Annotated in this window: 18 protein-coding genes; 1 reads left to right on the top strand and 17 read right to left on the bottom strand. The window is 72.5% G+C overall.

From position 1 onward, the window contains the following. From R7226_RS12680 to R7226_RS12670, 4 genes are all read right to left on the bottom strand, one after another. On the bottom strand, positions 1–405 hold a 405-nt coding region (locus tag R7226_RS12680), incomplete at its 3' end, for a translation initiation factor IF-2 N-terminal domain-containing protein (protein ID WP_318597531.1). Continuing rightward, positions 402–680, bottom strand: coding sequence for a YlxR family protein (locus tag R7226_RS31720; RefSeq protein WP_404827826.1), 279 nt, complete (start codon positions 678–680; stop codon positions 402–404). The genes R7226_RS12680 and R7226_RS31720, both read right to left, overlap by 4 nt. Continuing rightward, positions 677–2,140: a transcription termination factor NusA gene (nusA, locus tag R7226_RS12675; RefSeq protein ID WP_318597530.1), complete on the bottom strand. Its 1,464-nt coding sequence runs from the start codon at positions 2,138–2,140 to the stop codon at positions 677–679. Before nusA ends, R7226_RS31720 begins: the two co-directional genes overlap by 4 nt. 5 nt (positions 2,141–2,145) lie before the next feature. Continuing rightward, the gene (locus tag R7226_RS12670; RefSeq protein WP_318597529.1) at positions 2,146–2,565 is read right to left on the bottom strand and encodes a ribosome maturation factor RimP; all 420 of its coding nucleotides are present in this window, start codon (positions 2,563–2,565) and stop codon (positions 2,146–2,148) included. Between the two features lie 186 nt (positions 2,566–2,751). On the opposite strand from R7226_RS12670, the gene R7226_RS12665 reads away from it, so the two are divergent. Then, positions 2,752–3,147: a YbjN domain-containing protein gene (locus R7226_RS12665; RefSeq protein WP_318597528.1), complete on the top strand. Its 396-nt coding sequence runs from the start codon at positions 2,752–2,754 to the stop codon at positions 3,145–3,147. A 13-nt stretch (positions 3,148–3,160) separates the two neighbouring features. On the opposite strand, the gene R7226_RS12660 is transcribed toward R7226_RS12665, so the two are convergent. From R7226_RS12660 to pyrR, 13 genes are all read right to left on the bottom strand, one after another. Then, complete coding sequence (locus R7226_RS12660) at positions 3,161–3,532, bottom strand: tetratricopeptide repeat protein (RefSeq protein WP_318597527.1); 372 nt, start codon at positions 3,530–3,532, stop codon at positions 3,161–3,163. A 42-nt stretch (positions 3,533–3,574) separates the two neighbouring features. Continuing rightward, a complete protein-coding gene (locus R7226_RS12655) occupies positions 3,575–5,878 on the bottom strand; it encodes a transglutaminase-like domain-containing protein (protein WP_318597526.1) in 2,304 nt (767 codons plus the stop codon). 85 nt (positions 5,879–5,963) lie between these two features. After that, entirely contained in the window at positions 5,964–7,076 is a 1,113-nt protein-coding gene (locus tag R7226_RS12650) for a DUF58 domain-containing protein (protein ID WP_318597525.1), read from the bottom strand. 4 nt (positions 7,077–7,080) lie between these two features. Beyond that, a complete protein-coding gene (locus tag R7226_RS12645; protein WP_318597524.1) occupies positions 7,081–8,046 on the bottom strand; it encodes an AAA family ATPase in 966 nt (321 codons plus the stop codon). Then, positions 8,003–9,298, bottom strand: a complete 1,296-nt coding sequence (gene coaBC / locus R7226_RS12640) for a bifunctional phosphopantothenoylcysteine decarboxylase/phosphopantothenate--cysteine ligase CoaBC (RefSeq protein ID WP_318597523.1) — start codon at positions 9,296–9,298, stop codon at positions 8,003–8,005. Before coaBC ends, R7226_RS12645 begins: the two co-directional genes overlap by 44 nt. A gap of 27 nt (positions 9,299–9,325) precedes the next feature. Further along, complete coding sequence (gene rpoZ / locus R7226_RS12635; protein ID WP_221243089.1) at positions 9,326–9,553, bottom strand: DNA-directed RNA polymerase subunit omega; 228 nt, start codon at positions 9,551–9,553, stop codon at positions 9,326–9,328. Between the two features lie 117 nt (positions 9,554–9,670). Continuing rightward, positions 9,671–10,012, bottom strand: coding sequence for an integration host factor, actinobacterial type (mihF, locus tag R7226_RS12630; RefSeq protein WP_318597522.1), 342 nt, complete (start codon positions 10,010–10,012; stop codon positions 9,671–9,673). 372 nt (positions 10,013–10,384) lie between these two features. After that, positions 10,385–13,504 (bottom strand): carbamoyl-phosphate synthase large subunit, encoded by a 3,120-nt coding sequence (gene carB, locus R7226_RS12625; protein ID WP_318597521.1) that lies wholly within the window; start codon positions 13,502–13,504, stop codon positions 10,385–10,387. Positions 13,505–13,516: 12 nt separating this feature from the next. After that, positions 13,517–14,671 carry a glutamine-hydrolyzing carbamoyl-phosphate synthase small subunit gene (gene carA / locus R7226_RS12620; RefSeq protein WP_318597520.1) on the bottom strand — a complete coding sequence of 385 codons (1,155 nt, stop codon included), beginning with the start codon at positions 14,669–14,671 and terminating at the stop codon, positions 13,517–13,519. 1 nt (position 14,672) lies between these two features. Then, positions 14,673–15,218, bottom strand: coding sequence for an isochorismatase family protein (locus R7226_RS12615; RefSeq protein ID WP_318597519.1), 546 nt, complete (start codon positions 15,216–15,218; stop codon positions 14,673–14,675). Beyond that, entirely contained in the window at positions 15,215–16,558 is a 1,344-nt protein-coding gene (locus R7226_RS12610; RefSeq protein WP_318597518.1) for a dihydroorotase, read from the bottom strand. Before R7226_RS12610 ends, R7226_RS12615 begins: the two co-directional genes overlap by 4 nt. Next, the gene (locus R7226_RS12605) at positions 16,555–17,493 is read right to left on the bottom strand and encodes an aspartate carbamoyltransferase catalytic subunit (protein WP_318597517.1); all 939 of its coding nucleotides are present in this window, start codon (positions 17,491–17,493) and stop codon (positions 16,555–16,557) included. The genes R7226_RS12610 and R7226_RS12605 overlap by 4 nt, the downstream gene beginning before the upstream one ends. Next, the gene (gene pyrR / locus R7226_RS12600; protein ID WP_318597516.1) at positions 17,490–18,044 is read right to left on the bottom strand and encodes a bifunctional pyr operon transcriptional regulator/uracil phosphoribosyltransferase PyrR; all 555 of its coding nucleotides are present in this window, start codon (positions 18,042–18,044) and stop codon (positions 17,490–17,492) included. The genes R7226_RS12605 and pyrR overlap by 4 nt, the downstream gene beginning before the upstream one ends. Positions 18,045–18,065: the final 21 nt, after the last annotated feature.

The raw sequence follows: 18,065 nt of genomic DNA, 5'->3' as shown, positions 1-18,065 counted from the left end.
CTGACCGCCGCGGGGGCCGCCAGGTCCGCCGGGACCGCCGGGACGCTGGCCGCGGGGGCCGCCGGGGCCGCCCTGACCGGCGCGCTGGCCGCCGGGGCCGGCTCTGCCGCGCTGCTGCTGACCGGCGCCGGCGCCGTTGGAGGGCGCGGCGACACGGGTCGTTCTGTATCTGGGGACGATTCTGGGTCTCTCGGGCAGGTTTCTGTCCCGATAGGTGCCGGCTCTCGCTCTCGGCGGGGCTCTGAGACGCAGGCCTCTTTCGCCCAGGACCTTGAGGGCGGCGTCCTCATCGACGCTCGCCGAGGCCGTGGGCACGTTGAGGCCCGCGGATCTCAACGTCGCAACCAGGCGGTTGGCGGAGATTCCGTGCTCTTTGGCGATGTCTCTGACGCGCTTATTGCTCATGCAGTGTCCAAGTGTACGTTCTCTGAGGATTCGAGCCCTGCGGGCGCCGTCGGAGGCACCTGCACCGCTCGTCGGAAGGCGCGGTTGAAGCCGCCGCGCGAGCGTGCCCGCTCGTAGCAGTCCTGTGCGCGACAGGTGTACGCCCCGCGGCCGGGAAGCTGGCCGGCGGGATCGGCGACGAGCGCCGAGCCGTCGAGGACCCAGCGCTGCAACGAGCGTCTCGGCGCCGTGCGGCCACAGCCGACACAGCGCCGAAGCGGCTCGTGACCCGTTATGAGGCGGGCTCCTCCGCGGGCTCTTCGCCCGCCTCGTCCTCGGACGGGTGCTCCTCCCCGTCGAGGTCGCCCTCCTCCTCGCCGGCGTACTCCTCGCCGTCGAGCTCCTCCTGCGTCTCCTCGAGCGTGCCCTCTTCCTCGAGCAGCTCCTCGTCCTCGGCGACGAGCGTCGCCGTGCCGCCGCCGTCGAGCGCGGCGACCTCGTCGCTGTCGATCTCCGACAGCGCCTGGTGGGTCGGCAGGCCGCAGTAGCGCGAACCCGGCAGGGCCGCGTTCGGGCAGCGCCGGCCGTTGCGCGTGATCGCCGCGCAGCGGCCGCCCTGGACCTCTTCCTCCTCGTAGCCGCCCTCGGCCTCCTCGGAGGCGAACTCGGTCTCCGAGCGGATGTCGATCCGCCAGCCGGTCAGGCGGGCAGCGAGACGGGCGTTCTGGCCCTCGCGGCCGATCGCCAGCGACAGCTGGTCGTCGGGCACGATCACCGTCGCCTGCTTGCCGTCGTCGTCGACGAGCACCTCGCGCACGCGCGCCGGCGACAGCGCCTTCGCGACGAAGCGGGCGGGCTCGTCGTTGTACGGGATGATGTCGATCTTCTCGCCGCGCAGCTCGGAGACGACCATCCGCACGCGCGAGCCGCGCGGGCCGACGCAGGCGCCGACCGGGTCGACGCCGTCGGCGTGCGAGACGACCGCGATCTTCGAGCGGTAGCCGGGCTCGCGGGCGACGTTGGTGATCTCGACGAGGCCGTCGGCGATCTCCGGCACCTCGAGCTCGAACAGCGCCTTGATCAGCTCCGGGTCGCGGCGCGAGACGATGATGCTCGGGCCCTTCGTCGAGGCCGAGACGTCCTTGATGACGGCCTTGATCCGCTGCGAGTGGTCGTAGCGCTCGCCGTCGACCTGCTCGGACTTCGGCAGCAGCGCCTCGACGCGCTCGCGCAGCTGCACGAGCGTGTAGCGCGAGTCCGACTGCTGGACGATGCCGGTGATCAGCTCGCCGACGCGGTCGCGGTACTCCTCGAACATCATGTCGCGCTCCGCCTCGCGGATGCGCTGGAGGATCACCTGCTTGGCGGTCTGCGCCGCGATCCGGCCGAAGTCCTCGGGCGTCACGTCGACGCGCTCGATCTGGTCCTCGTACTGGGCGAGCTTCTCGAAGTCGAGCTCGGGCTCGGGCAGCTGACGCGCCTCGCCGGTCTCGGGATCGACGCCGGAGAACTCCGCGGCGATGATCTCCTCCTGCTCGGTGATCAGCTGATCCTCGAGGTCCTCGGGGATCTTCAGCTCCCAGACGGTGAAGTCGCCGAGCTCACGGTCCATCTCGACCTGTGCGTAGGGCGCTGCTCCCGGCTGCTTCTTGTACGCGGACAGGAGCGCGTCCTCGAGTGCGACCATGAGCTTCTCGCTGGAGATGTTCTTCTCCGCCGCGAGCCCACGGACGGCATCCAGGATCTCTTTCGACATGCTGCTTACTCTCCTGGGACGAGGTTGGACCGTTTGATGTCGGTGTAGGGAATCGAGACGACGCCGGTCTCGGCGGCGATCGTGACCTCGGAGTCGCTGGCGCCGACCAGCTCGCCGGTGAACGACCCGTGGCCGCCGTGCGCGCCGCGCGTGCGAACACGGGCGCGCCGGCCGATGAAGCGGCGGTAGTGGTCGGGCTTGGTCAGCGGCCGATCGCTGCCCGGTGAGGAGACCTCCAGCGCATAGCGCTGGGTCACCGCGTCGAGCTGCTTGGTGACGCGCTCGCAGAGCGCGAGCGACACCCCGTCGGGGTGGTCGATGAACAGGCGCACGGTGTGTCCACCGAGCACCTCGGCAAGCACGACCTCGACGTCGGGCTCGCCTTGCTTCAGGGCGGTCTCGATCTCGTCTTGGATCCTGCTCATCGTGTGTTCACCTCCATTCGTCTCATAAAAAAAAGTGGGCGAGCGCCCACTTTCGGTACGGCCGCCGGGATGACCCCCGACGCAGAAAGCTGTTCGGTCAGGTTAGCACCGCAGGCCGTGAGGAGTCGCGAAAGCGCTGCTATGCACATGCCTTTGCCGGCACGACCCGTATCGTTGCGCCTCGCTATGACAAGAGACCCGCGCAGCACCGTCGAGACGTTCATCGCAGGACTGGAGGGCGAGACGCGCAGACTCGCCTTCGCCGAGTGGGGCATCACCGTCGAGGCCGGCGGCTGGCCGCTCGACGTCGGCATCGCGATCCGCGACGGCCTGCTGCGCGCCCAGGCGCATGTGATCGGCCCCGGCCGCATCGATCCGCACGACCTGCTGCGCTGGAATCGGCAGGTCCCCTTCCTCTGCTTCGCGCACACGCGCGACGGCGAGGTCTGGATCCAGGGCGAGCTGCCGCTCGCCGCCGTCGACCCGCCGCAGCTCGATTCGTTCCTCGGCCTGCTGGTGCTGAGCGTCGTGCAGGCGCGCGAGGCGGCCGGGCGTGCGGAGGAGGAGGCGGCGCGGGAGTGAGCGGGCGCGCCGCTCAGCGCGCGCAGGCAGCGCGGGCGCGGTCGCGGTATCTGCGGTAGTCGCGGCGCTCGGGGCGCAGGCTCGCGGCCTGGGCCAGCGGCGGCAGCGAGTCGCGGTGGCGACCGAGCTGCTGCAGCGAGCGGCCGAGGCAGAAGAGCGCGTAGTCGTTGGTCGGCGCCTGCTCGACGATCGCGGCGAACTCCCCCGCCGCCTCCTCGTAGTGCTGCGCGAGGAAGAGCGCCCGTCCGAGCGCCTCGCGGATCGAGGACTTGCCCGGATCGGCGTCACGCGCCTGCCGCAGCGGCACCGTCGCCTGGTGGTAGTCGCCTCTCTCCAGCAGCTCGGTGCCTCTGAGAAAGAGCTGGTAGACGTCGACCTCGGCCATCGATCCAGTGTAGGCGCCCGGCCGGCGCGCTCGGCGGGGTGGTCAGCCGCCCCAGCGCGGCGGCAGCGCCATCAGTGCCCGCAGCCGCCCGCCGAGACCGAGGCCGCGCGCCAGCTCGGCGCGCAGCGCACGCCGCTGTCGCGCCGTGACGGCGGCGTCCGCTCCCGCGAAGCGGGCGTGGCGCAACGTGCTGACGTAGGCGGCTGCGTCGGGCGAGTCGTGCAGCCTACGTTCGAGCGCCAGCAGCGTCAGGCGCGGCTCGGCCGGCCTGCCGGTCCGGCGCAGCGCCCGTTCCAGCTCCGCCAGCAGCTCGTCGGCGTCGCGCGGCGGACGCAGCGCGTGGCGCAGCAGCAGTCCGCCGGCGCTCAGCAGCGCCAGCAGCGCGGCGCCGCCCGCGATCCACGGCAGCGCGCTGCCGCCCTCCTCCCCGGCCGCTTCCGCGGCGGCCGCTCTGGCAGCGCTCTGCTCGGGCAGCTCGGGCGCTCTCGGCAGCGTCGGCGTCGTCGCGGCGACCGCGGGCGCCTGCGTCTCCGGCGCTCTGCCGGAGAGCGCTGGCGCGCTCGACGGCGTCGGGTCGAAGCGGACCCAGCCGATCCGCGGGAACCACACCTCGATCCAGGCGTGCGCGTCGTAGTCGCGCACGACGAACTCCTCGCGCGCGTCGTCGCGCGTGCCGCTCGTGAAGCCGGCGGAGACGCGCGCCGGCACCCCGCCCATCCGCAGCAGCAGCGCGGCCGCGCCGGCGAACTGCTGGCAATAGCCGAGTCTGTCGCGGAACAGGAAGGCGTCGAGCGGCAGCTGGCGGCGCGGCGGCGTCTCGCTGTAGGTGAAGTCGTCGCGGAAGTGGTCGAGCACACGGCGGACGTAGTCGTACGGCGTCGCGGCGTCGGCCGCGAGCTGGCGCGCCAGCTCGTAGGTGCGCGCGTACGGGCCGGTCGCGAACTGCTGCGCGGAGACGAGTCCCTGCGGCGAGTCGGGGTCGACGGAGCCGAAGGGCGGCGCGAAGACGCTGCCCGGGCCGGGCGTCCAGCGGCCGAACGCGCTCTGCTCCGGCTGGCCGACCACCAGGTAGCGGAAGAGCTCCTGTGGGTAGTCGGCGGGCGCGGCCCGCAACGCCGCCTGCCGCGGGCGCGGGACGATCGTCTCCGCGACGTAGCCGTCGCCCTGCTCGAGGGGCTCGTCGGAGACCCACGTGCCGGGGCTCGAGCCGGGCGAGAATCTGACCGGCTCTCTCTCGAAGTCGATCGTCGTGCCGGCGCCGAGCACGTCCGAGGTCGTCAGCTCGCGCACCGTCACCCTCACCGAGACGTTCCAGCCGCGCTGGCGGCGCGCCTCCCGCGGCACCTCGGCGTCGGGCGCCAGCGGCTGCGGCGGCGCCCCTCGGATCCAGCGCACGCCGTCGAACACGTCGAGGTTCTGCGCCTTCCAATACGTTCTGACCGTCGACCGCACGCGCAGCACCTCGCGGCCGGTGCGGGGCCAGTCGAGCGGGCCGTACGCCTGCGACCAGTCGAAGCGCGCCGGGTCCGGTCTGTCGAGGCCCTCCACGAGCGCCTGCACGTCGACCCACGGCTTCTCGCCGTCGAGCCGCGGCAGCGCGAGCGCGCCGCCGAGCGCCGCGGCGGCCAGCAGCGCGATCGCCGCCGCCGCGTTGCCGCGCGGCAGCCGCTCCAGCCACAGGAAGGCCGCCAGCAGCACGAACAGCAGCAGGCCCTCCACCACCGGCATGTCCGGCTCCATGATGATCGGCGGCACGAGCATCGCCGCGATCAGCGGCGTGGCTGCCGCCAGTCGCAGGCCGACCCCGCCGCCGAAGCCGGCACCGCCGCGCAGCGGCACGCCGCGACGGCCGGGCGACAGCCCCAGGACGCAGCCGAGCGCCAGCAGCAGCGCGCCGCCGAGCAGGATCGCCACGCGCGGCCACGGGTCGGACTGGCTGTAGGGCACGAGCACCTGCGGCAGCTGCTCGATCCCCTGCTGGAGGCCGAGCGCGAGGTCGTCCCAGTTGTCGGTGTCGAGCACCAGCCGCGCCGGGACGCCGGCGACGAGCATGCTGATCCCGGCCCAGGCGAGCACGACGACGACGGCCGCCGGCGCCTGTGCCAGCGGCGGCAGGCGCGACAGCTGCCCGACGACGAAGCCGGTCACCAGCGCGAGCAGCAGCAGGCCGATCATCCGCCCGGCGCCGGAGGGCTCGACGAGCGTCGACCAGCGCACCGCCGCCCACAGGCCGAGCGCCGAGAGCGTCGCGATCCGTGCCGCCGGCGCCGACAGCAGCGGCGCGCTCGGCCGTCGGGCGCGCGGCGGGGCGGGCGGGGCTTGAGGCGGTGTGGCAGTCGCCGTCACAGCCGACCTCCCGCGCGGGAAGACCGAGCCCCCTGGGCGAGAGCTTCCGACGAAGCGCGAGGCCTCAGGCCGAGTCGGTTCGCGGTCACGAGAGCGACGCCTTGTCGCGTGCGCCGGGCGTGCGCGCGGCGACGACGTAGCCGTTGCAGCCGGCGACCGAGAAGGCCGCCTCGCGGCCCGTCAGCCTGCCCGGCACGACCAGCGCCGCGGGCCCGCGCGCGATCGAACGGGCGGCGGCCGGCAGCCGCTCGACCCGTCGCGCGCTGACGTACAGCAGCGCGCCGCGGCGGACGCCGGCGCCGTTGAGTGCCGGCGGCGGCTCGTGCTCGCCGCCGTCGACGAGCGCCAGCCGCACGTGCGCGGCCGGCCAGCCCGCGAGGTCCTCGCCGATCGCGCTCGGTCGCCGCTCGCCCGGGAGCAGCAGCGCGCAACCGCCAGCGCGCGCGTACGCCAGCGTCAGCGAGGCGGCGGCGCGCACCGCCGCGTCCAGCTCCGCGCGCGAGGCCGCCCCGCGCGCGTCGAGCACGACCAGCGGCCGCGCGTCGGCCTCGATCCGCAGCCGCCGCTCCATCAGCCCCGCGCCGCGCGCCAGCGACGGCCAGTGGATGCGCGACGCCGAGGTCCCCTCGCGGTACGGCCGCACCCCGTCGACGTCGGTCGCGGCGGCGCCGAGCAGCGACGCGACCACGCCGCTGCGGCCGTCGTCGCCGCGTCTGCGCGCGAGCGCGATCTCGCTCGTGCGCGGCAGCACCAGCAGCTCGTCCTGCCCGCTTCCGCGCACGACGCGACGGGTGAGGTCGAGCGGGTCGCGCAGCACGATCGCGGGCGCGACTATCCGCCGCCGGCCGCGGCGCCCGAAGCGGGCGACGACGGTGAAGCTGCGCGAGCGCGCGCCGCCGGGCAGCGCCAGCGGCGCCTCCAGCAGCGGGTCCTCGATCGAGACCTGCGGCAGCGGCAGCGGCAGCGCCCCGGTGCCGACCGTCAGCTTGATCGGGAGCGGCTCGTCCTCGACGACCTGGCGGACGGGCAGCGTGCGGGTGACCCTCACGCGTCGCGCGGCCAGCTCGACCCACGCCGGAGCCAGCAGACCCAGCAGCGTGAAGCCGACGCCGGGCACGTACAGCGGCGGCGCGTCGAAGATGCCGGCGATCGCCACCAGCAGCAGCCCGAGCGCGATGACGGCGAGCGCGCGGGTCATCGACCTACAGCGCGGGCACCGCCGCGACCGCGTCGGCGATGACCGTGTCCGCACCGACCCCGAGCGCGTCGGGTGCCAGCACGAGCCGGTGGGAGAGCACCGGCTGCGCGAGCGCCTGCACGTCGTCGGGCTCGACGTGGCCGCGGCCGTAGAGCATCGCGCGCGCCTTAGCGGCGCGCAGCAGCATCAGCCCGGCGCGCGGGCTGGCGCCCAGCTCGACGCGCTCGTCATCGCGCGTCCGCGCCAGCACGCGCACGAGGTACTCGCGCAGCGGCTGCGACGCCTGCACGCGCGCGGCGGTGTCCTGCGCGGCGAGCACCTCGGCGGCGGTCACGACCGGCTCCAGCGCCAGCACGCGGTCGCCCGCGCCGTGGTCGCCGAGCATCGCGACCTCGTGGTTGAGGTCGGGGTAGCCGAGCGAGAGGCGGACCATGAAGCGGTCGACCTGCGCCTCCGGCAGCGGATAGGTGCCCTCGTACTCGGCCGGGTTCTGCGTCGCCAGCACGACGAACGGCCGCGCCAGCTCGTGCGTGTGCACGTCGACGGTGACGCGCCGCTCCTGCATGCACTCCAGCAGGCCCGACTGCGTTCGCGGCGAGGCGCGGTTGATCTCGTCGACGAGCACGACGTTGGCGAAGACCGGCCCGGGGCGGAACTCGAAGCGCGCCTCGCGCTGGTTGTAGATGTTGGTGCCGACGACGTCGGCGGGCAGCAGGTCGGCGGTGCACTGGACGCGCGCGAACTGGCAGTCGATCGAGCGGGACAGCGCGCGTGCGAGCGCCGTCTTGCCGACGCCCGGGTAGTCCTCCATCAAGACGTGGCCCTCGGCCAGCAGCGCGACGATCAGGTGCTCCAGCGTGCGCGACTGCACCTGCACGGCGGCGCGGACGTTCTCGACGATGCGGCGGGCGGTGCCCGCCGCCGCCTCACACTCGTGCGGTGCGATCGGCGGCAGGTCCAGCGGTTCCATCGGCAGCTCCGTCTGCGGTGGCGGTCGTGCGCAGCCGCACGACCTCGTCGAGGATCGCGGCGGCGATCTCGCCCTTCGGCGCGCGCGGCAGCGGCCGCTCGCGGTCGGGGGCGACGATCGTCACCTCGTTGTCAGGGGTGTCGAAGCCGATGCCCGGCTGCGAGATGTCGTTGACGACGATCGCGTCGAGCCGCTTGCGCGCGAGCTTGCCGCGCGCGAAGTCGAGCGCGCCGTCGCCATGCTCGGCGGCGAAGCCGACGACCGTCTGTCCGGGCCGGCGCTGCGCGGCGAGCGCCAAGAGGATGTCGGGCGTCGCCTCCAGCTCGATCGCGGGCGGCGGGCCGGCGTCCTTCTTGATCTTCGCGTCGGGCGGCGCGACCGGGCGGAAGTCGGCGACCGCGGCGGACATCAGCAGCACGTCGCAGCGCGGGAACTCCTCGCCGCAGGCGTCGGCGAGCTGGGCGGCCGTCTCGACGTCGCGGTAGACGACGCCGGGCGTGCGCTCGAGCGCGACGTTGGCGGCCAGCACGGTGACGGCGGCGCCGCGGCGCGCGGCCTGCTCGGCGAGCGCGAAGCCCATCCGGCCGGAGGAGCGGTTGCCGACGAAGCGGACGCTGTCGATCGGCTCGCGCGTGCCGCCCGCGGTGACGAGGATGCGCAGACCGGCGAGGTCAGCGCGCTTCGCCAGCACCGCCTCGACCGCCGCCAGCAGCTCGGCCGGCTCGGCGAGACGGCCGGCGCCGAACTCGCCCTTGGAGGCGAGCTGACCGTGGCCGGGGTCGATCACGTGGACGCCGCGCTGGCGCAGCGTCGCGACGTTGGCGCGCGTCGCGGCGTGCTCCCACATCGCGTCGTTCATCGCCGGCGCGACGAGCAGCGGACAGCGCGCGGCGAGCGCTGCGCTGGTGAGGAGGTTGTCGGCGAAGCCGCCCGCCAGCTTGGCGAGCGTGTTGGCCGAGGCCGGCGCGATCAGGAAGACGTCGGCGTTGCCGACCAGCGCGAGGTGGCTGATCGGCGCATGCTCCGGGGGTGCGTCGCCGGGAAAGGCGCCGCGGGCGGGGTCGGGCTCGAACTCGCTGCTGAGCACCGGTGCGCCGGTGATCGCCTCGAAGGAGGCGGCGCCGACGAACCGCTCGCTCGTCGGCGTCTGCACGACACGGACGCTGTGGCCGGCCTTCGTCGCCAGCCGGATCGTCTCGAGCGCCTTGTAGGCCGCGATCCCGCCGCTGACGCCGAGCAGGATCCGGGCCACGACCGTCCGTCCCCCTCTACCGCCGGGCTAGCGGTAGTGGTACTTGATCTTGCCGTCGGCCACTTCCTCGAGCGCGATCGTGAGGTAGTTCTTCGAACGCGTCTCGACCATCGGGGGCGGGAACTCGTCGAACGTGCCCTCGCCGAGGTTGTGGTAGTACGAGTTGATCTGGCGCGCGCGCTTGGCCGCGACGACGACGCTCGCGTAGTCGGAATCGACGTGCTGGAGAAGGCGGTCGATGCGGGGAGAGATCAAGACGTGGCCTTTCGAGAGGTCATTGACCTCTGATTCTAGCTGCTATTTGCGAAAGTCATTGCCCGCCGCGCCGGACCGCGCTCGCGGCGAGGATCGCAGCCGAGGGCAGCGATGTGGTCAGCGGCGCAGTAGCGCGACGAGTTCGGCGCGCTGACGCTGGGAGAGCCCGCCGATCGTCTTGCTCGGCGAGATGCGGCACTGCGTCAGGACCTTGTTGGCCTTGACACGGCCGTACTTGGGGACGGCGAGCAGCAGGTCGAAGACCTTGGCCGTCTCGATGTAGGTGGGCGGCTCCATCAGCAGCTCGTGGATCGCCGCGCGCCCGGCCTTGAGGTCCCGCTTGAGCTGAGCCCGCTTCGTGCGGATCTCGTTGGCGCGATTGAGCGCGTCCATGCGCTGGTTGAGGGAACGCTCCGGCGCGGTCGCGTGCTTGGGGGCGGTGGGGGTGGCCGGCGGCATGGCGGCGAGTCTACATCTTGGGAGGGGGTTCACAAGCGGCAAGGGACGAATTCGTCTCGACCTCAAGTTGAGGTTCAGCGATGTCGAGAGTCGAGTATCAGATCGCATTGGTTTGCAGGAGTTTTCCCGAGCGGTCGAAGGTGGGCCTGATGTTCTGGTGCCAGAACTCGTGCGTTCCCGGCGGAGCGTTGAGCGGGTCCTGCAAGGCGTCTCCCAGCCCGCAGGCGCATGCCGCCGTGTGATCGGCGCGGCGGCTCCCGCATTCAGTCCGAGGGGCGCCGCAAGAGAGTTTGCAACGCTCCTCGAAAGGGGTCGGTGCCGGGCGCTTGAAGCGCCCGGCGTGAGAACGGTGTGAAGGAGCGGTCGAGCCGCTCAGCCGGCGTGCGTGGAGGCCGGCGCGGCGACCCGCTGGAGCTGCTGGAGGGAGATGACGGTGGGCTCCCCCCTGCTGCCCGCGGCGATCGCCTGAGCGGCCGCCATCGCGCCAGTCATCGTCGTGATGCAGGGGATGCCGGCGGCGATCGCGGCCGAGCGGATCTCCCAGCCGTCGATCCGGGCACCGGTGCCGACCGGCGTGTTGACGACGAGCTGGACATCCCCGCGCTCGATCAGCTCCAGCACGTTGGGCGAGCCGTCGCCGATCTTCTCCAGCGCCTCGACCGGGATCCCCATGCGCTTGATCGCCTGGGCGGTCCCGTGCGTCGCGACGATCCTGAAGCCGAGCCCGTGCAGCGCCATCGCGACGCCGGCCGCCGCCGGCTTGTCGCCGTCGGTGACGGTGATGAAGACCGTCCCCGCCGACGGCAGCACCGAGCCGGCCGCCGCCTGCGCCTTCGCGAAGGCGGTCGGGAAGTCGTGCGCGATCCCCATCACCTCGCCGGTCGAGCGCATCTCCGGTCCGAGCAGCGAGTCGGCGCCGGCGAAGCGGTCGAACGGCATCACCGCCTCCTTGACGCAGACGACGTCGCCGACCGGGTCGGCCGGCAGGTTGAGGTCGGCGATCTTCTCGCCGAGCATCAGGCGGCAGGCGAGCTTCGCCAGCGGCAGGCCGATCGCCTTCGAGACGAACGGGACGGTGCGCGAGGCGCGCGGGTTGGCCTCGATCACGTAGAGGTCGCCGGACTTGTCGACCGCGTACTGGATGTTGATCAGGCCGACGACGCCGAGCGTCTTGGCGATCCCCTCCGTGTGGGCCCTGATCTGCGCCAGCGCGTCGGGGCCGAGCGAGTGCGGCGGCAGCACGCAGGCCGAGTCGCCGGAGTGGATCCCGGCCTCCTCGACGTGCTGCATGATGCCGCCGATCCAGACGTCGTCGCCGTCGCAGAGCGCGTCGACGTCGACCTCGATCGAGTCCTCCAGGAAGCGGTCGAGGAAGATCTCCTTGCCGGAGCCGTGCGCCGCGCCGACGCGCGTCAGGTAGTCCTGCAGGCCGTCGATCGAGTAGACGATCTCCATCGCGCGGCCGCCGAGCACGTAGCTCGGGCGCACCAGCAGCGGGAAGCCGACGCCGGGCGCCTTCGCGAGCGCCTCCTCGGGCGAGTGGGCGGTCGCGTACGGCGGCGCCGAGATGCCGAGCGACTCCAGCAGCCTGCCGAAGCGGCCGCGGTCCTCGGCGTGGTCGATCGCGTCGATCGAGGTGCCGAGGATCGGCACGCCGGCGGCCTCCAGGCCGGCCGCGAGCCGCAGCGGCGTCTGCCCGCCGAACTGCACGATCACGCCTTCGGGCTTCTCGATCTCGCAGACGCCGAGCACGTCCTCCAGCGTCAGCGGCTCGAAGTAGAGGCGATCCGAGGTGTCGTAGTCGGTCGAGACCGTCTCCGGGTTGCAGTTGACCATCACCGCGTCCTTGCCGGACTCGCGCACGGTCATCGCCGCGTGCACGCAGCAGTAGTCGAACTCGATCCCCTGGCCGATGCGGTTGGGTCCGGCGCCGAGGATCACGACGCTCGGTCTGTCGCCGCGCACGACCTCGTTCTCGACGACGCCCGATCTGCGCGGGCGCTCGCGTGCGGAGTAGTAGTACGGCGTGCGCGCGGCGAACTCGGCAGCGCAGGTGTCGACCGACTTGAAGGTGCGCTCGCCGGCCTCGGCGGCCGCGGGATCGAGCGCCAGCTCCTGCAGCTCGCGCAGGAACCACGGGTCGATCTGCGTACGGGCGTGCAGTGTCTCGACCTCGACCCCGCGCCGGAACGCCTCCAGCACGAGGTCGAAGCGGTCCGGTCCCCCCTGCTCCAGCGAGCTGAGCAGCTCCTCGAGATCCTCCGGCGGCACTCCGGGCGAGTCGAGCTCACGCGAGCGCAGCGCCTTCGAGAACGCCTGCTTGAAGGTGCGGCCGATCGCCATCGCCTCGCCGACCGACTTCATGTGCGTCGTCAGGCCGGCGTCGGAGCCGGGGAACTTCTCGAACGCGAAGCGCGGCCACTTGACGACCGTGTAGTCGATCGTCGGCTCGAACGAGGCCGGCGTCGCGCGCGTGATGTCGTTGTCGATCTCCTGCAGCGTGTAGCCGACCGCCAGGCGCGCGGCGATCTTCGCGATCGGGAAGCCGGTCGCCTTCGACGCGAGCGCCGAGGAGCGCGAGACGCGCGGGTTCATCTCGATCACGATGATCTCGTCGGTCGCCGGGTTGACGGCGAACTGGACGTTGGAGCCGCCCGTCTCGACGCCGACCGCGCGGATCACGGCGATCGCCTGGTCGCGCAGCGCCTGGTACTGCTTGTCGGTGAGCGTCTGCTGCGGCGCGACGCAGACCGAGTCGCCGGTGTGGACGCCCATCGGGTCGAGGTTCTCGATCGAGCAGATGATCACGACGTTGTCGGCGTGGTCGCGCATCACCTCCAGCTCGAACTCGCCCCAGCCGAGGACCGACTCGTCGATCAGGATCTGGTCGATCGGCGAGGCCTCGATGCCGCGCTGGCAGATCGCGACGAACTCCTCCTCGGTGCGGGCGATGCCGCCGCCGCGGCCGCCGAGCGTGAAGGCCGGGCGGATGATCATCGGGAGGCCGATGTCGGTGAGCGCGAGGCGCGCCTCCTCCAGCGTCGTGGCGATCGCCGAACGCGGCACGCGCAGTCTCGCCGTCTCCATCGTCTCGCGGAAGCGGTCGCGGTCCTCGGCGCGGTCGATCGCGTCGTAGTTGGCGCCGATCAGCTCGACGTCGAACTTCTCCAGCGTGCCGTCCTCGTAGAGCGCCTTGGCGAGGTTGAGCGCCGTCTGGCCGCCGAGCGTCGGCAGCAGCGCGTCGGGGCGCTCGCGCTCGATCACCTGCGCGACGGGGCCGGGCAGCAGCGGCTCGACGTAGGTCGCGGTGGCGATCTCCGGGTCGGTCATGATCGTCGCCGGATTGGAGTTGACGAGCACGACCTCGTAGCCCTCCTCCATGAGGACCTTGCACGCCTGCGTGCCGGAGTAGTCGAACTCGGCCGCCTGTCCGATCACGATCGGCCCGGAGCCGATGATGAGGATCTTTCTGATGTCGGTGCGCTTGGGCATGGCGTCTCCCGGCTACGCGCCGGCGATCTCCTTGATGAACCGGTCGAACAGGTAGAGCGAGTCGTGCGGGCCGGGGCCCGCCTCTGGGTGGTACTGGACGGTGGCGCCCTGGACCTCGCGCAGTGTCAGCCCCTCGACGGTGCGGTCGTAGAGGTTGACGTGCGTCAGCTCGGCGGCGCCGAAGTCGGTCTCCCAGCGGACCGCCTCGTCGGTCTCGACCTTTTGCTCGCCGCCCGGGCCGAGCACGGCGAAGCCGTGGTTCTGGCTGGTGATCTCGACGCGGCCGGTCTCGAGGTCCTTGACCGGGTGGTTGGAGCCGCGGTGGCCGAACGGCAGCTTGTAGGTCTCCAGGCCGACCGCGCGGCAGAGCAGCTGGTGGCCGAGGCAGATGCCGTAGACCGGCTTCTTGCCGACCAGCTCGCGCAGCGTCTCGACGACGTACCCGAGCGCGGCCGGGTCGCCAGGGCCGTTGGCCATGAAGAAGGCGTCGGCGTCGCCGGCCAGCAGCTCCTGCGCGCTCGTCGTGCACGGGTGCAGCTCGACGGTCGCGCCGCGCTCGCGCAGGTTGCGCACGATCGAGGACTTCACGCCGGTGTCGATCATCGCGATCGTCGGGCCGTCGGAGCCGACGACGCCGCTGCCGAGCGGCTCCAGCCGGATCATCGACGCGGGCGTCACCTCGCGCGCGAGGTCGCGGCCGGTCATCGACGGCTCGGCGGCGATCAGCGCCTGCGCCTCGTCCTCGGACGTGGCCGCCGGGAAGAGGCCGCCGCGCATCGCGCCGCGGTCGCGGATGTGTCGCACCAGCGCGCGCGTGTCGAGGTCGGTGATCCCCGGGATCCCGTGCTCGCGCAGCCAGTCGAGCCAGCCCTGGTCGGCGCCGGGCGCGTCGTCACGGTTGGTCGCCGCGCGCATGATCGCCGCGCGCGCGTGGATCCCGGAGGACTCCATCGCCGCCGCCGAGACGCCGTAGTTGCCGACGTGGGCGGTCGTGAACGTGATCAGCTGGCCGGCGAACGACGGGTCGGTCATCGCCTCCTGGTAGCCGGTCATGCCGGTCGTGAAGACGACCTCACCGACGGCGTGGGTGTCGGCGCCGCAGGCGATCCCGTCGAAGCGCTCACCGTCCTCCAGCAGGACGTAGGCGGTCGCGTCAGCACTGCTCATGTCAGATCACCAGCTTCTGGATCGCCTTGAACTCATCGCTGCCGGCGGCGCCGAGCAGCTCGAAGAGGGCCGTCTCGACCGAGGTCACGATCGCGCCGCTCTCCTGCATCTTGCGCAGCCCCAGCTCGCGGTTGGCCGCTGTGCGGGAGGAGACCGCGTCGCTCGCGACGTGGACCTCGACGCCCTGGCCGAGCAGGTCGTGCGCGGTCTGACTGACGCAGATGTGCGCCTCGATCCCGCAGACGAGCGCCTGATCGCGGCCGTCGAGGTCGAAGCCGTCGGCGCGCGCGGCCGAGAAGACCGTCTTCGGCAGCCGCGGCGTGCCGTCGAGCGCGTCGCGCACGGTCGCGGTCGTCTCGCCGAGCCCCTTCGGGTACTGCTCGGTGACGACCACCGGCAGCCCGAGGATGCGCGCGCCCTGGACGAGGATCGCCGTCTGCTCGGCGACCGCGCCGAACTCCGGCACGGCCTTCTCGAAGCCGTCCTGCACGTCGATCACGACGAGCGCGGTGCGGCCGCGGTCGAGCGTGCGGGCCGGAGCGCTCATGCCGTCACCTCGGCGCCCGCGAGCGCGCGGTGGGCGACGGTGCCGGCGGCGACCGTCAGCCGCACGACGCCGTTGAAGGTGCGGCCGAAGAAGCAGGAGTTCTGCGAGCGACTCGCGTAACCGTGCTCGCCGACGACCCACTCGGCGCCGAGGTCGACGAGCGCGAGGTTGGCCGGCAGGCCGACCTCGATCTTCGGCGTGCAGAGGTCGAACAGCGCGGCGCCGGAGGTCAGCTTCTCGACCAGGAGCGGCAGCGGCAGGATCCCCGGCTTCACCAGCTCGGTGTAGACGGAGGCGAACGAGGTCTCCAGCCCGGTGACGCCGTTGGGCGCTTCCTCGAACGGGACTTCCTTCTCGTGCTTGGCGTGCGGCGCGTGGTCGGTCGCGATGCAGTCGATCGTGCCGTCCTTGAGGCCGGCGATCAGCGCCTGGCGATCGGATTCGGCGCGCAGCGGCGGGTTCATCTTGTAGCGCGTGTCGAGCGTGCGGACGACCTCGTGCGTGAGCGTCAGGTGATGCGGCGAGGCCTCGCCGGTGACCTGCGCCCCTCTCCCCTTCCAGTACGCGAGCGCCTCGACCGACTCGGCGGCCGAGAGGTGCTGGAAGTGCATCCGCCCGCCCTCGAAGGCCGCCAGCGCCGCGTCGCGCGCGACGATCGTCGACTCGCCGATCGACGGGTAGCCGGCGAGGCCGAGGCGGGCGGAGACCTCGCCCTCGTGCATCACGCAGCCGTTGGAGAGCGTCGTGTCCTCCTCGTGCAGGCCGAGCACGCCGCCCGCGAGGCGCTGGTACTGCAGCGCCTTGCGCAGCATGCCGGCCGAGGAGACCGGTCTGCCGTCGTCGGTGAAGCCGAGCGCGCCGGCGTCGCGCAGCTCCGCCATCTCGGTCAGCACCTCACCGCCGAGCCCCTTCGTGATCGCGGCGAGGAAGCCGACCGGCACGCGCGCCTGCAGCTCGGCGGCGTCGCGCAGCGAGCGCAGGACCGGCGCGTCGTCGACCGTCGGCGAGGTGTTCGGCATCGCGATCACGGCCGTGAAGCCGCCGGCCGCGGCCGACGCGGTGCCGGTCGCGAGGTCCTCCTTGTGCTCCTGACCGGGCGTGCGGAAGTGGACGTGCGGGTCGACGAAGCCCGGGAAGAGGTGCAGCCCCTCGGCCTCGATCGTCTCCGTCCCCTCCGGCGCGACGAGCGTGCCAGGGGCGCCGATCTCGGCGATCTCCCCCGCGCGCACGAGCACGTCGCCGGGGCCGTCGAGCCCGCTGCGCGGATCGAGCAGGTGCGCGCCCCGGATCAGCAGCTCGGCCTCGCGACCGCCGCGGAAGAACAGTCCCTTGACACTCATGCGGCGACCTCGATCGGGGCGGGTGTGGTTCTCGCGGCGCCTGCTCCGGCCAGCAGCTCGTAGAGGACGGCCATGCGCACGACGACGCCGGCCTCGACCTGCTGGCCGATCAGCGCCTGCGGCGAGTCGATCGCGTCGCCCGACAGCTCGACGCCGCGGTTGACGGGGCCGGGGTGCATCAGCAGCTGGTGCGGCTGCAGCCGGTCCATGCCGATCTGGTAGCGCATCGCATACTCGCGCAGCGACGGCACGTACGCCTCCTGCATGCGCTCGTGCTGCATCCGCAGGACGTAGACGACGTCGGCCTCGGGCAGGCGGTCGAGCGTCGGCTCGACGGTGCAGCCGAGCGCCTCGATCCCGCGCGGGATCAGCGTCGGCGGGCCGCTGAGCGTGACCTGCGCTCCCATCCGCGTGAACGCGAGGATGTCCGAGCGCGCGACGCGCGAGTGCAGCACGTCGCCGACGATCCAGATCTTGACGCCGTCGAGCGAGCCGAGCCGCTGGCGCAGCGTGAAGACGTCGAGCAGCGCCTGCGTCGGGTGCTCGTGCTTGCCGTCGCCGGCGTTGACGACGGCGGCGTCGGTCCAGCCGGCGACCAGCTGCGCGGCGCCGGCGTGCGGCGAGCGGATCACGATCGCGGCCGGGTCGTACGCGGTCAGCGTCGCGATCGTGTCCTTCAGCGACTCGCCCTTGGCGACCGCGGAGGTCGCGGCGCGGATCGAGACGAGATCGGCGGAGAGGCGCTTGGCGGCCAGCTCGAAGGAGCTGCTGGTGCGCGTCGAGGCCTCGTAGAAGAGGTTGACGACGGTGCGGCCGCGCAGCGCGGGGACCTTCTTGATCTCGCGCCCGGCGACCTCGGCGAAGGAGGCGGCGCGGTCGAGCACGCGCTCGATCCCGGCGCGGTCGAGGTCGTCGATCGACAGCAGGTGTCTCATGCGGGGACCTCCGCGGTTCGCGTGTCGGTGATCGTGACCTCGTCGACGCCGTCGAGCTCCTCGACGCGGACGTTGACGCGCTCCTCGCGCGCGGTCGGAAGGTTCTTGCCGACGTAGTCGGGGCGGATCGGCAGCTCGCGGTGGCCGCGGTCGGCGAGCACGGCGAGCTGGACGCGGGCGGGCCGCCCGTAGTCGAAGATCGCCTCGATCGCCGAGCGCACGGTGCGGCCGGTGTAGAGGACGTCGTCGACGATCACGACGGTGAGCCCGTCGAGGTTGAAGTCGATGTGCGAGGCCTGCACGACCGGCGCGCTCGGGCGCGTCGCGAGGTCGTCGCGGTAGAAGGCGATGTCGATGTCGCCCAGCGGAAGCGGGCCGTCGAGCAGCTCGGAGACCAGCTGGTGCAGTCGCGCCGCGAGGACCGCGCCACGCCGGTGGATGCCGACGATGGCGAGCTGCTGAGCCGGGTTCTTCTCGACGATCTCGTGCGCGATCCGCACGAGCGTACGCCGCATGTCGTCGCGGTCGAGGACGACCTTCGATTCACTCACACTGTGCCTTCCTGGCCTCAC

The organism is Conexibacter stalactiti (assembly GCF_033542075.1).
Lineage (GTDB): Bacteria > Actinomycetota > Thermoleophilia > Solirubrobacterales > Solirubrobacteraceae > Conexibacter > Conexibacter stalactiti.
This window is presented reverse-complemented; position numbering and strand designations above follow the sequence as displayed.